The sequence below is a fragment of the Geodermatophilus sp. DSM 44513 genome (assembly GCF_032460525.1).
Classification (GTDB): domain Bacteria; phylum Actinomycetota; class Actinomycetes; order Mycobacteriales; family Geodermatophilaceae; genus Geodermatophilus.
In genome coordinates, this window is record NZ_CP135963.1 from 2,691,816 (window position 1) to 2,704,884 (window position 13,069).

Annotated in this window: 12 protein-coding genes; 2 read left to right on the plus strand and 10 right to left on the minus strand. The window is 75.7% G+C overall.

Translation table 11 applies throughout. From position 1 onward, the window contains the following. The first annotated feature begins 40 nt into the window (after positions 1–40). Positions 41–1,138, plus strand: coding sequence for a glucose-6-phosphate dehydrogenase assembly protein OpcA (locus tag RTG05_RS13020; RefSeq protein ID WP_166529001.1), 1,098 nt, complete (start codon positions 41–43; stop codon positions 1,136–1,138). Next, positions 1,135–1,956 (plus strand): 6-phosphogluconolactonase, encoded by an 822-nt coding sequence (gene pgl, locus RTG05_RS13025; protein ID WP_315911857.1) that lies wholly within the window; start codon positions 1,135–1,137, stop codon positions 1,954–1,956. The genes RTG05_RS13020 and pgl overlap by 4 nt, the downstream gene beginning before the upstream one ends. Positions 1,957–1,984: 28 nt before the next feature. On the opposite strand, the gene RTG05_RS13030 is transcribed toward pgl, so the two are convergent. The 10 genes from RTG05_RS13030 to uvrC all read right to left on the minus strand — a co-directional run bounded on the left by RTG05_RS13030 (position 1,985) and on the right by uvrC (position 13,007). After that, a complete protein-coding gene (locus RTG05_RS13030; RefSeq protein ID WP_166529002.1) occupies positions 1,985–2,326 on the minus strand; it encodes an RNA polymerase-binding protein RbpA in 342 nt (113 codons plus the stop codon). A 116-nt stretch (positions 2,327–2,442) separates the two neighbouring features. Continuing rightward, complete coding sequence (gene secG, locus RTG05_RS13035; protein ID WP_166529003.1) at positions 2,443–2,676, minus strand: preprotein translocase subunit SecG; 234 nt, start codon at positions 2,674–2,676, stop codon at positions 2,443–2,445. Between the two features lie 68 nt (positions 2,677–2,744). Continuing rightward, complete coding sequence (locus RTG05_RS13040) at positions 2,745–4,520, minus strand: ABC transporter substrate-binding protein (protein WP_166529004.1); 1,776 nt, start codon at positions 4,518–4,520, stop codon at positions 2,745–2,747. Positions 4,521–4,550: 30 nt separating this feature from the next. Beyond that, the gene (gene tpiA, locus RTG05_RS13045) at positions 4,551–5,378 is read right to left on the minus strand and encodes a triose-phosphate isomerase (RefSeq protein ID WP_166529005.1); all 828 of its coding nucleotides are present in this window, start codon (positions 5,376–5,378) and stop codon (positions 4,551–4,553) included. Position 5,379: 1 nt separating this feature from the next. Next, positions 5,380–6,597: a phosphoglycerate kinase gene (locus tag RTG05_RS13050; protein ID WP_166529006.1), complete on the minus strand. Its 1,218-nt coding sequence runs from the start codon at positions 6,595–6,597 to the stop codon at positions 5,380–5,382. Between the two features lie 7 nt (positions 6,598–6,604). Next, a complete protein-coding gene (gene gap, locus RTG05_RS13055; protein ID WP_166529007.1) occupies positions 6,605–7,612 on the minus strand; it encodes a type I glyceraldehyde-3-phosphate dehydrogenase in 1,008 nt (335 codons plus the stop codon). A 235-nt stretch (positions 7,613–7,847) separates the two neighbouring features. Next, positions 7,848–8,825 carry a DNA-binding protein WhiA gene (gene whiA, locus RTG05_RS13060; protein WP_166529008.1) on the minus strand — a complete coding sequence of 326 codons (978 nt, stop codon included), beginning with the start codon at positions 8,823–8,825 and terminating at the stop codon, positions 7,848–7,850. Between the two features lie 27 nt (positions 8,826–8,852). Beyond that, positions 8,853–9,935, minus strand: a complete 1,083-nt coding sequence (yvcK, locus tag RTG05_RS13065) for a gluconeogenesis factor YvcK family protein (protein ID WP_166529009.1) — start codon at positions 9,933–9,935, stop codon at positions 8,853–8,855. Further along, entirely contained in the window at positions 9,935–10,900 is a 966-nt protein-coding gene (rapZ, locus tag RTG05_RS13070; protein ID WP_315911858.1) for an RNase adapter RapZ, read from the minus strand. Before rapZ ends, yvcK begins: the two co-directional genes overlap by 1 nt. 52 nt (positions 10,901–10,952) lie before the next feature. Then, positions 10,953–13,007, minus strand: a complete 2,055-nt coding sequence (gene uvrC / locus RTG05_RS13075) for an excinuclease ABC subunit UvrC (protein ID WP_166529010.1) — start codon at positions 13,005–13,007, stop codon at positions 10,953–10,955. Positions 13,008–13,069 lie beyond the last annotated feature (62 nt).

A 13,069-nucleotide genomic window follows, 5' to 3' on the forward strand; every position in this document is an offset into this window, starting at 1 on the left:
GGGACAGCCACGACCGCACCGCTCGCGAGGAGACGACCCGATGACGACGCTGTGGGACACCACCGGCTCGGCCGTGGTCAAGGAGCTGGCCGCCCAGCGGCGCACCGGCGGCGCGGTGCTGTCCGGCGTGGCCCTGACGCTGGTCGTCGTGGCCGACGAGGACCGGGTGGCCGAGGCGGAGGAGGCCGCGACCGCCGCCGCCGAGCAGCACCCGTGCCGGCTGCTGATCGTCATCCGCCGGCAGATCGAGGCGCCGGCGCCCCGGCTGGACGCCGAGGTGCTCATCGGCGGGCGGTTGGGCCCCGGTGAGGCCGTGGTCATGCGGATGTACGGGCGGCTGGCGCTGCACGCCGAGTCGGTGGTGCTGCCGCTGCTGGCCGCCGACGCCCCGGTGGTGACCTGGTTCCACGGCACGCCGCCGGACCGGCTGGCCACCGACGCGCTCGCGGTGATCGCCGACCGGCGGATCACCGACAGCTCGCTGGCCGGCGACCAGCTCGCCGCGCTGTGCGCCCGCGCCGAGGACTACGCCCCCGGGGACACCGACCTGGCGTGGACGCGCAGCACGCCGTGGCGGGCAACGCTCACCTCGACGGTGGACTCGGTGTCCGGCCGCCGGGGCGAGTCGGTGCGGGTGCTCGGCGGGCGGGTCGAGGGCGACCCGGGACACGCCACCGCACTGCTGCTGGCCGGCTGGCTGACCGCGCGCTGCGGCGTGGACGTCCCGGTGGAGTCCGGTGAGCGGCGCCCCGGCCCCAGCGGCGTCGCGGCCGTGGCGCTGGAACTGGACCAGGACGAGCAGGTGCGGGTGACCGCCGACCGGCGCGGCGGGGCGGTCATCAGCCAGCCCTACCGGCCGGATGCGACCGTGGCCCTGCCCGACCGGGCGCTCGGGGACCTGGTCGGTGAGGAGCTGCGCCGGCTGGACCCCGACGAGCCGTACGCCGAGGCGCTCGGGTCCACGACCGGCGTCCCCGACCTGGCCGAGCGGGCGGCGGCGCGGGAGTACGAGTGGCTGGACCCCGCGGAGGCCACCGGCGGGCCCGGCGAGCCGCTGCCCACGGTGCCCGCGGACTCCGTCGGCGCCGACGAGGTGGCCGAGCACGGGGAGCGCAACAGCGCGGAGGCCACCCCGTGATAAAGGACCCTCCTGCCCCCCACCGCTCGCACGCTCACGGCGGGCCCCTGCAGGAGGGCCAACGGCCCGACGTCGTCGTCGAGCCGGACGCCGACCGGCTGGCCCGCGCGGTGGCCGCGGCGCTGGTCGCCCGGCTCGCCGCGGCGCAGGCGGTGCACGGGACGGCGTCGGTGGTGCTCACCGGGGGTGGCATCGGCACCGCCGTCCTCGAGCGGGTGGCCGACCTGGTGCGCGAGCCGGCCCGCGAGCGGGTGGACTGGACCGCGGTCGACGTGTGGTGGGGCGACGACCGCTGGGTGCCCGCCGCCGACGGCGACCGCAACGAGCTGGGCGCCCGGCGGGCGCTGCTCGACCCGGCCGGCGTCCCGGCGGAGCGGGTGCACGCGCTGCCTGCCTCGGACGCCGGGTTCGCCGAGCCCGAGGACGCCGCGGCCTGGTACGCCGACCAGCTGGCCGCGGCGGCCGACAGCGGGCCGGTCCCCCGCATCGACGTGCTGCTGCTGGGCGTGGGCCCCGAGGGGCACGTCGCGTCGGTGTTCCCGGGGACGCCGGCGGTGTCCGACCAGCGCCCGGTGTTCGCGGTGCGCGACTGCCCCAAGCCCCCGCCGACCCGGGTGAGCCTCGGCCTGTCCGCCGTCAACGCCGCCGAGGAGGTCTGGCTGCTGGCCAGTGGCGCGGCGAAGGCCCCGGCCGTGGCGCGGGCGCTGGGTGGCCAGGTCACGCCCGAGGAGCTGCCCGCGGCCGGTGTGCACGGCCGCCGGGCGACCCGCTGGCTGCTGGACGCCGACGCGGCCGGCGAGCTGGACCCGCCGGCCTGAGCCGATCGGCGCCCGGAGCCGTGTCCGGCTAGGCGCCGCGGCGGCTCCGCAGCTTGGCCAGCGCCTCCTCGAGCAGCGCGTCGCCGTCGGCGTCGCTGCGCCGTTCGCGGACGTAGGCCAGGTGCGTCTTGTAGGGCTCGGTGCGCGGGGCCGGGGGCGGCGCCGCCTGGTCCTGGCCGGCGGGCAGGCCGCAGCGCGGGCAGTCCCACAGCTCGGGCACGTCGGCCTCGGAGGCGAAGGACACCTGCGTCTCGTGACCCGAGGCGCACCAGAAGGGGATCCGCCGGCGGGGTGCCGCCTCGCCGCGTTCGGCCTCACCCATCGGGCCCGCGCCCACCCGCGTGCCCCGGATCGCGTTCCCACCAGCCACGAGTGCCCCCTGTGCGTCCTGCGGTGCCGCGGCCGGAGCGGCCGCCGGAGCAGTCTATGGCCTGGTGAGGCCGCTGCAGAGGACTTTGGTCCCGCTCGGGCGGGAGTCCGTGCTGGCTAGACCTTGAGCAGGATGCCCAGGCCGATGATGCAGACGGTCCAGACCAGGCCGATGAAGACGGTGAGCCGGTTGAGGTTCTTCTCCACCACGGAGGACCCGGACAGCTGCGAGGAGACCGCGCCGCCGAACATCGAGGACAGGCCCCCGCCCTTGCCGCGGTGCAGCAGGATCAGCACCACGAGGAGCAGGCTGGTGAGCACCAGCAACACGTTGAGGGACACCTCGACCATGGGCCGAGGGTAACCGACGGGCGTCCGCCCCCCGGGGAGCCCGGCTCGGCGGCCGGTGCCGGATCGGCTCAGCGGACCCCGGCGGTCGCCAGGTCGTAGCCGGTGTAGGGACCCATCACCACGCCGTTGCGCAGCCGCTGGCCGGCCAGCAGCTGCACCCGGGACTCCGCCAGCGGCACGTAGGCCCCCGTCGCCGTGGCCGCCGTCGCCACCTCGCGCCAGGCGGTGCGGGCGGCCTCGGGGTCCGGCGCCGTGCGGGCGGCGTCGATCAGCGCGTCGACGGCGGGGTCGGCCAGCCGCGCGAAGTTGGTGTTGCCCACGGCGCTGATCGACCGGCCGTCGACCAGTGGCACGAGGAAGGAGCCGGGCGTGGGGACGTCGGCGGTCCAGCTGGCCAGCACCATGCCGATCCCGTTGTCCCGGACGCGGTCGGGGTTGCCGACCTCGGTGGCGTAGAAGCTGGCCGCGTCCAGGGGACGCACCTCCACCTCGACGCCGACGGCCGCCAGCTGCCCGGCGACCCGCTCGGCGACGGCCACGCTGTTCGGCCCGTCCGCGGTGGCCAGCACGGTGCGGAAGCCCTCCGGCCGCCCGCACGCGGCCAGCGCCGCCTCGGCCGCGGCCACGTCCGGGCCCGGGTCCGCCCCGTCCGGCCCGCCCTCGACGCCCTGCGGCCACAGCCGGGCGGTGGGCACGGCCTCGGTGGGGCCACCCAGCGCCTCCTGCACGGCGGCCCGGTCCACGGCCGCGGCGACCGCCGCCCGGCAGGACGCGTCGTCGAACGGGGCGACGTCGGTGGGCAGCGCGAGCAGCCGGACGACGGAGCCGGCGACCTCGTCGACCCGGTCGGTCAGCGGCACCTCCGCGCCGCCGTCCTGCCCGAGCCGGGCCGTCGTCGGCGCCTGGATGCCGGTGCCGGAGACGTCGACGTCGGCGGACCCGGCCAGCAGCGCCTGGTCGCGCTGCAGCCCGGTCAGCCCGGTGCGGACCACGACCCGGTCGGGCAGCGCGGTCCGGACGCCGTCGGTGGCCGGGTCCCACTGCGGGTTGCGCTCCAGCACGATGCCGGTGACGTCGTCCCGGGTGGCGACCGCGTAGGGACCGGAGGACACCGGGTCCAGGCCGTAGTCGGCACCGGTGTCCAGGTCGATCGGGACCGGGCCGCTGGAGGGCAGCGCCATGACGTAGGGGAAGTCCGGCTGCGGCGAGCGCAGCCGGAAGGTGATGGTGCGGTCGTCGGGGGTGTCCACCGAGGCCAGGCCCAGCCGGCCGGGGGTCTCGTCCTGCCACGGGCCGGCGTAGGGGTCGGCCGGGTCGTCGAGCAGCTCGACGACCCGGGTGGGGCCGCCGACGACGACGTCGGAGGCGAAGGACCGCTCGATGCCGTACTTGACGTCCCGCGAGGTGATCGGCTGCCCGGTCTCGAAGCGGACGCCCTCGCGGAGCGTGAAGGTCCAGGTGGCCCCGCCGTCGGGGGTGCTGCCCAGGTCGGTGGCGAGGTCGGGCACCAGCTCGCCGGTGCGGCCGGGCTCGGAGGAGTAGCTGACCAGCGTGCGGGTGTAGAGCCGCATGAGGTTCCACACCCCGGGCAGGTAGGAGCGCTGCGGGTCGAGGCTGTCCACCTCGCCGGTCACCACCCGCAGCGTGCCGCCGGCCGCGTCGGACGGCGCCCGGACGCCGCTGACACCGGCGTCCGGGCCGTCGCCGACGACGGGGAGCACGGCGGCGTCCTCACCGGCGCCGGCGCAGCTGACCGCCGTCCCGACGACCAGCAGTGCGGCGGCGGCGACGGCGGCGATCCGGCCGCGCACCCCGGCGCGGCCCCGCGGCACCGTGCTGTCCACCCCACCCGCTCCCCGCCGCCCCCGCGGCGGTCAGCCGACGTCGGCGGCTGTCCGACAGATCTGCGTGAACTCGTCGGCGTCCAGGCTGGCGCCGCCGACGAGGGCACCGTCGACGTCCGGCCCGGCCAGGATCCCGGCCGTGTTGGCGGCCTTCACCGACCCGCCGTAGAGGATACGGACGATCCCGGCCGTCTCCGCGCCGAAACGCTCGGCGAGCCGTGACCGCAGGGCACCGCACACCTCCTGCGCGTCCTCGGGGGTGGCCACCTCGCCGGTGCCGATCGCCCACACCGGCTCGTAGGCGATGACGAGCCCAGTCCCCCCACCGGGCTCGGTCAGCTGCTCGGCGGTCAGCCCCTCCAGGGCGGCGTCCAGCTGCGCGGTGCAGTACGCGACGTGCTGCCCGGCCCGGCGGACCTCCAGCCCCTCCCCCACGCACAGGATGGGCACCAGGCCGTGCCGCAGGCAGCTGCGCACCTTGCCGGCCACCACCGCGTCGTCCTCGGCGTGCAGCGCCCGCCGCTCGGAGTGCCCGACGACGGCGTAGCGGCAGGCCAGCGCCGCGAGCATCGCGCCGCTGACCTCCCCGGTGTAGGCGCCGGAGTCCTCGACCGAGACGTCCTGCGCGCCGTAGCCGACCTCCAGCTTGTCGCCGGCCACCAGCGTCTGCACGCTGCGCAGCGCGGTGAACGGCGGCAGGACGACCACCTCGGCCGCCTCCAGCTCGGGCTCCCGGAGGCTGAAGGCGAGCTTCTGCACCATGCCGATCGCCTCGAGGTGGGTGAGGTTCATCTTCCAGTTGCCCGCGATCAGCGGACGGCGTCCCTCCCGGCGGACCGGGGTGCCCCTGCGTGCCACGTCAGTCTCCTCGGTCCGTCGTCGCTCGGTCGGCCAGCACCGCGAGGCCGGGCAGCTCCCGGCCCTCGAGGTACTCCAGCGACGCGCCGCCGCCGGTGCTGATGTGGCCGTAGGCGGACTCGTCGAGACCCAGCTGGCGCACCGCGGCCGCGGAGTCCCCACCGCCGACGACGGACAGCCCGTCGACCGCGGCCACCGCCGCGGCCACCCCGCGGGTGCCGGCCTGGAACGGGGCGAGCTCGAAGACGCCCATCGGGCCGTTCCAGAACACGGTGCGGGCCCCGCCGAGCTCGCGGCCGAAGGCCTCCACCGTGCGCGGGCCGACGTCGAGGCCCATCTGGCCGTCGGGGATGGCGTCGACCGCGACCGTCGTCGTCGGCGCCTGTGCGCTGAACTCCGGCGCGCACACGACGTCCAGCGGCAGCACGATCCGGTCGCCGGCGTCGGCGAGCAGGCGGCGGCAGGTGTCCACCTGGTCGGCCTCCAGCAGCGACGTCCCGACGCCGTGGCCCTGGGCGGCCAGGAAGGTGAAGCACATCCCGCCGCCGACCAGCAGCCGGTCGACCTTGGGCAGCAGCGCCTCGATCACGGCCAGCTTGTCGCTGACCTTCGACCCGCCCAGCACCACGACGTAGGGCCGCTCGGGGTCGGTGGTGAGCCGGGTGAGCACGTCCAGTTCCTGGGCGACCAGCCGGCCGGCGACGTGCGGCAGCCGCAGCGCCACGTCGTACACCGAGGCGTGCCTCCGGTGCACCGCACCGAAGGCGTCGTCGACGAAGGCGTCGGCCAGCGCGGCCAGCCGGTCGGCCAGCGCGCCCCGCTCGGCGTCGTCCTCGGCCGTCTCGGCGGCCTCGAAGCGGACGTTCTCCAGCAGCAGGACGTCGCCGTCGCCGAGCCGGCCGGCCCGGGCCCGCGCGTCCTCGCCGGCGACGTCCGCCGCCAGGGGCACGTCGACGCCGAGCAGCTCGGCGAGCCGCGCGGCGACCGGGGCGAGGGAGAACTGCGGGTCCGGGGCGCCCTTGGGCCGGCCGAGGTGGGCGGCGACCACGACGCGGGCCCCGGCGTCGCGCAGCGCCTGCAGGGTGGGCAGGCTGGCGCGGATCCGGCCGTCGTCGGTGATCTCCCGGGTGGCCTTGTCCAGCGGGACGTTCAGGTCGGCGCGCAGGAGCACGCGCCGGCCCGAGACGCCCTCGGCGAGCAGGTCGTCGAGGGTGCGCATCCCGGGGCTACAGCGAGCGGCCGACGAGCTCGACGGAGTCGACGAGCCGGTTGGAGTAGCCCCACTCGTTGTCGTACCAGCCGAGCACCTTGGTCATCGGGCCGAAGACCTTGGTCAGCTTGGCGTCGTAGATGCAGCTCGCCGGGTCGGTGACGATGTCGGAGGAGACGATCGGGGCGTCGGTGTAGGTGAGGACGCCGGCCAGCCGACCGGAGCCGGCGGCCTCCCGGTAGGCGGCGTCGACGTCGGCGGCCGACGCCTCGCGGGAGAGCTGGACGGTGAGGTCGGTGGCCGACCCGGTGGGCACCGGCACGCGCATCGCGTAGCCGTCGAGCTTGCCCTGCAGCTCCGGCAGGACCAGGCCGATCGCCTTGGCCGCGCCGGTGGAGGTGGGCACCATGTTCAGCGCGGCGGCGCGGGCGCGGCGCAGGTCCTTGTGCGGGCCGTCCTGCAGGTTCTGGTCGGCGGTGTAGGCGTGGATCGTGGTCATCAGGCCGCGCTCGATGCCGAACGCGTCGTGCAGCACCTTGGCCAGCGGGGCCAGGCAGTTGGTGGTGCACGACGCGTTGCTGATGATCGTCTGCGAGCCGTCGTAGCGGTCGTCGTTGACGCCCATGACGATCGTCAGGTCGTCACCGGTGGCCGGCGCGGAGATGATCACCTTCTTGGCGCCGCCGGCGTCCACGTGCTTGCGGGCGTCGTCGGCCTTGGTGAAGAAGCCGGTGGACTCCACGACGACGTCGACACCCAGGTCGCCCCAGGGCAGCGCCGCCGGGTCGCGCTCGGAGAGCACCTTCACGGTCTGCCCGCCGATCTCGATGCCCTCCGGCGAGGCCTTGATCTCCTCGGCCAGCACGCCCAGCACGCTGTCGTACTTGAGCAGGTGGGCGAGGACCTCCGGGCTGGTCAGGTCGTTGACCGCCACGATCTCGACGTCCTTGCCACTGGCCGCGGCGGCCCGCCAGAAGTTCCGCCCGATCCGGCCGAACCCGTTGATGCCCACGCGTACGGTCATGCAGACCTCCCATGATCACGGCGACGTCGTCGCTCGGGGGCCGCGCGCGGCGCGCGGCCTCGCTCCCCGCCGACCCTATCGGTCACGGCCGCGCACGGCTCCCGGACGTCGGGCCCGGTCACGTGCTGGAACGGCCACCTCGCACGGGCCCGCGCCGAACGTGGTGACGTGTTGGAACGGCCACCACGCAGGGGCCCGCGACGAGCGTGCGAGGCGCGGGGGGCGAGGTGGCCCTTCAGGTGAGCATGTCGTCGGTGACCACGGACTCGGTGTCCGGGACGCCGAGGTCCTTGGCGCGCTTGTCGGCCATGGCCAGCAGCCGGCGGATCCGGCCGGCGACGGCGTCCTTGGTCATCGGCGGGTCCGCGCGCTGGCCGAGCTCCTCCAGCGACGCCTGCCCGTGCTCCAGCCGCAGCCGGCCGGCGATCAGCAGGTGCTCCGGGGCGTCGCCGTCGAGGATCTCCATGGCCCGCTCCACGCGGGCGCTGGCGGCCACCGCGGCGCGCGCCGAGCGGCGCAGGTTGGCGTCGTCGAAGTTGGCCAGCCGGTTGGCGGTGGCGCGGACCTCGCGGCGCATCCGCCGCTCCTCCCAGGCCATCACCGCGTCGTGGGCACCCATCCGGGTGAGCAGCGCGCTGATGGCGTCGCCGTCGCGCACCACCACCCGGTCGGCGCCGCGCACCTCGCGGGCCTTGGCCGCGATGCCGAGCCGGCGGGCCGCGCCGACCAGCGCCATCGCGGCCTCCGGGCCGGGGCAGGTCACCTCCAGGGAGGAGGAGCGGCCGGGCTCGGTCAGCGAGCCGTGCGCCAGGAAGGCGCCGCGCCAGGCTGCCTCGGCGTCGTTGATGCCGCCGCTGACCACCGACGGCGGCAGCCCGCGCACCGGCCGGCCGCGCTGGTCGACCAGCCCGGTCTGGCGGGCCAGGCCCTCGCCGTGCTTGGCGATGCGGACCAGGTAGCGCACGCCGCGGCGGATGTTGCCGCCGGCCAGCACGCTCACGCCGCTGGTGTAGCCGTACACCTCGCTGATGTCGCGCCGCAGCCGGCGGGCCACCGAGCCGGTGTCCAGCTCGGCCTCGATGACCACCCGCCCGCCGACGATGTGCAGGCCGCCGCTGAACCGCAGCAGCGCGGTGACCTCCGCCTTGCGCTCGGAGGTCTTGCTGCACTCCACCCGCGACAGCTCGTCCTTGACCATGGCCGTCATCGCCATGCCGTCCACCCCCACGTTCCCCCGGGCTCAGCAAGCCCCATGTGCGGTGTTCCCTTCGTCGCGCCTGCGTTGCGCATCCGGTACGAGACGTTGCGGTACCCGTTCCGCGCCCGTCATGCCCCGTGCCGTGCCGAGCGCCTCCTGCAGGGCGGCGGCCAGGCGGGCCGGGTCGTGCCGTGGCGCGCCGCCGTCCTCGGCGACCGGGGCCAGCACGAGCTCGGCACCGCACTCCCGTACCGCTGACAGGAGACCACAGCGGTCAACCACCGATCCTGCATCCGCGATCACCGTGTGCAACGCCACTCCACCGAGGTGGCTCTGCAGCACGGTCAGGTGCTCCTCCGGGGAGAAGCCGTCGGTCTCCCCCGGTTGCGGCTCGAGGTTGAGCACGACGACCACCCGGGCGCTGCTGGCCTCCAGCGCGGCCCGCAGCCGGGGTACGAGCAGGTGCGGCAGCACCGAGGTGTACCAGGAGCCCGGGCCGAGGGAGACGACGTCGGCGGCTGCGATCGCGTCGAGCACGGCGGGGTGCACCGGCGGGTCGTCCGGGGACACCAGGATGTCGCGCACCCGGCCGGGGGTCGCGGCGATCGCCACCTGACCGCGGATCCTGCGGGTGCGCGCCGGGTCGTCGGGGTCGGTGCTCTCCACCGTGGCCACCAGGTCCAGGGGGACGTCGGCCATCGGCAGCACCCGCCCGCGGGCGCCCAGCAGCCGGCACAGGTCGTCCAGCGCGCGCACGCAGTCGCCCCCGTGCAGCTCGGTGAGACCGGTGAGCACCAGGTTGCCCACCGGGTGGCCGGCGAGCACCCCGCTGCCGCCCAGCCGGTGCTGCAGCAGGGCGGCCATCTGCCGGGTGTCCGTGGCGTCGCCGGCCAGCGCGCTGAGCGCCATCCGCAGGTCACCCGGCGGCAGGACCGGCATCTCCCGGCGGATCCGCCCGGAGGACCCGCCGTCGTCGGCCACGGTGACCACCGCGGTCAGGTCCGGCGTGATCCGGCGCCAGGCGCCCAGCGCGGCGGCCAGCCCGTGGCCGCCGCCGAAGGCGACGACGCGCGGCGGCCGGGCTCCGTTCGCCCCGGCGGCAGGGACGGGTGCGGGTGCGCCCACTACTCGCGGCCCAGGTCGCGGTGCTGCACGGTGGCGTCGACGCCGTCGGCGCACAGCCGGCGGGCGAACTCCTCGGCGATGGCCACGCTGCGGTGCTTGCCGCCGGTGCAGCCCACGGCGAGGGTCAGGTAGCGCTTGCCCTCGCGCCGGTAACCGGGGATGAGCAGCCGCAGCACGTCGGTGTAGCGGTCCAGGAACGGCCGGGCGTCGTCCTGGCCGAGGACGTAGTCGCGCACGTCCGGGTCCTGCCCGGAGTGGGGGCGCAGTTCGGGCAGCCAGTGCGGGTTGGGCAGGAAGCGGGCGTCGACGACCAGGTCGGCGTCCAGCGGCAGGCCGTACTTGAAGCCGAAGCTGAGCACCGTGGCGGTCAGCGGCGGGGTCCGGCCCTCGCGGGCGAAGGCGTTCTCCAGCGTGGCCCGCAGCTGGTGGACGTTGAGGTCGCTGGTGTCCACCCACAGGTCGGCGTCGCCGGCGATGCCGGTCAGCAGCGCCCGCTCGGCGGTGATGCCGTCGGTGAGCGTGCCGCCGTCCTGCAGGGGGTGCTCGCGGCGGTTGGACTCGTAGCGGCGGACCAGCACCTCGTCGCGGGCGTGCACGTAGACCACCCGGGGGCGGTGGCCGGCCTCGGCCAGCACCCGGATGGCCTCCTGCAGGTCGCTGGAGAACGCCCGGCTGCGCACGTCGACGACGGCGGCGAACCGGCGCACGTCCCCCCGCGCGCCCAGCTCGACCATCGGCAGCAGCAGCGCCGGCGGCAGGTTGTCGACGACGTACCAGCCCAGGTCCTCCATCACCCGCCCGGCGGTGTTCTTGCCGGCGCCGGACAGCCCGGTGACCACCACGACGTCCAGCGGCGCGGTCTCGGTGCCGGACGGGTCCAGCGGCGGCGGGGCGTCGCCGTGCGGGTGACCCGGCGCGCCGGGGGGCGTGTCCAGGTGTGCGGTGTCGGGGGCCTGCTCGCTCACGATGCTCCCCGTTCGCTCCCGGCCGGCGCAGCCGGCGAGGTCACGGAGCCGCTCACGACGCCACCCGGCCGACCTCGGCGGTCGCGCCCGTCCCGCTGCGCGGGGTGCCGCGCTCGGCCGGGCCGGCGGGCGCCGTCGTCGTCCCGACGGCGTCCTCCCCCGCTGCCACGCCGTCGGCCGGGCCGGCCGGTCCCGCCTCCGGCTGGGCGACGGCGGCCAGCACCGCCTCCGCCGTCCGGCGGCCGATGCCGGGGACGGCGGTCAGCTCCTCGACGGTCGCGGCCCGCAGCCGCTTGAGGGACCCGAACTCCTTCATCAGCGCCTTCCGCCGCGTCTCCCCGAGGCCGGGGACGTCGTCCAACAGGGAGACCAGCATGCTCGTGGAGCGCTTCTGCCGGTGGTAGGTGATCGCGAACCGGTGGGCCTCGTCCCGGATCCGCTGCAGCAGGTACAGCGCCTCGGAGGTGCGCGGCAGCACGACCGGGTCGCTCTCGCCGGGCAGCCACACCTCCTCCATCCGCTTGGCCAGCCCGCACACGGCGACGTCGACGACGCCCAGCTCGTCCAGCGACCGCGCGGCGGCGGCGACCTGCGGGGCGCCGCCGTCGACCACCAGCAGGTTGGGCGGGTAGGCGAACCGGCGCGGCCGGCCCTCCTCGGCCGCGACCCCCTGCTCGTCCCGGCGGTCGGCCTCCTCCTTGAGGTGGCGGGCGAACCGGCGGCGCACCACCTCCGCCATCGCCGCGGTGTCGTCGGTGCCGTGCTGCACGGAGAACCGGCGGTAGTCCGACCGCTTGGCCAGCCCGTCCTCGAACACGACCATGCTGGCCACCACGTTGGTCTGCTGCACGTGCGAGACGTCGATGCACTCGATGCGCAGCGGCGCGTCGGGCAGCTCGAGGGCCTCCTGCAGCTCGGCCAGCGCCAGGGACCGGGCGGTGAGGTCGCTGGACCGCTTGACCCGGTGCCGGGCGAAGGCCTCCTTGGCGTTGCGCTCGACGGTCTCCATGAGCGCGCGCTTGTCGCCGCGCTGGGGCACCCGCAGGCTCACCCGGCTGCCGCGCAGCTCGGTGAGCAGCTCCTCGTAGACGTCGGCGTCGTCGGGCAGCTCGGGGACGAGCACCTCGCGGGGCACCGCCTCCCCGGCCTCGCCGACGCCGGTGGCCTCGTCGACGCCGCCGTAGACCTGGAGCAGGAACTGCTCGACGAGCTCGCCGGTGCTGACCTCCTCGACCTTGTCCACGATCCAGCCGCGCTGCCCGCGCACCCGCCCGCCGCGGACGTGGAAGACCTGCACGGAGGCCTCCAGCTCGTCCTGCGCGAAGGCGACGACGTCGGCGTCGGTGCCGTCGCCGAGGACGACGGCCTGCTTCTCCAGCGCCCGCCGCAGCGCGCCGAGGTCGTCGCGCAGCCGGGCGGCCCGCTCGTACTCCATCGCCTCGGCGGCCCGCGCCATCTCCCGCTCCAGCCGGCGCACCATCTGCTCGGTGCGCCCGGCCATGAAGTCGCAGAAGCCGTCGACGATCTCCCGGTGCTCCTCGGCGGAGACCCGGCCGACGCAGGGGGCGGCGCACTTGCCGATGTAGCCGAGCAGGCAGGGCCGGCCGATCTGCCCGGCGCGCTTGAAGACGCCGGTGGAGCAGGTGCGGGCCGGGAAGACGCGGGTGAGGGTGTCCAGCGTCTCGCGGATGGCCCAGGCGTGCGCGTAGGGGCCGAAGTAGCGGACGCCCTTCTTCTTCGGCCCGCGCATCACCTGCAGCCGCGGGTACTCCTCGTTCAGCGTGACGGCCAGCGAGGGGTAGCTCTTGTCGTCCCGGTAGCGGACGTTGAACCGCGGGTCGTACTCCTTGATCCAGTTGTACTCGAGCTGGAGGGCCTCGACCTCGGTGCCGACGACGGTCCACTCGACGCTGGCCGCCGTCGTCACCATCTGCCGGGTCCGCGGGTGCAGGCCCGCGACGTCGGCGAAGTAGCTGTTCAGCCGCTGCCGGAGGCTCTTGGCCTTGCCGACGTAGACGACCCGGCCGTTGGGGTCGCGGAAGCGGTACACCCCCGGGGACTCCGGGATGCTGCCGACCGCGGGGCGGTAGGTGGACGGGTCGGGCACGTGCCCCAGGTTAGGTGCGGGGAGCGACGGTCCGCCGCCGGGATGACACCGGTGTGCTTCGG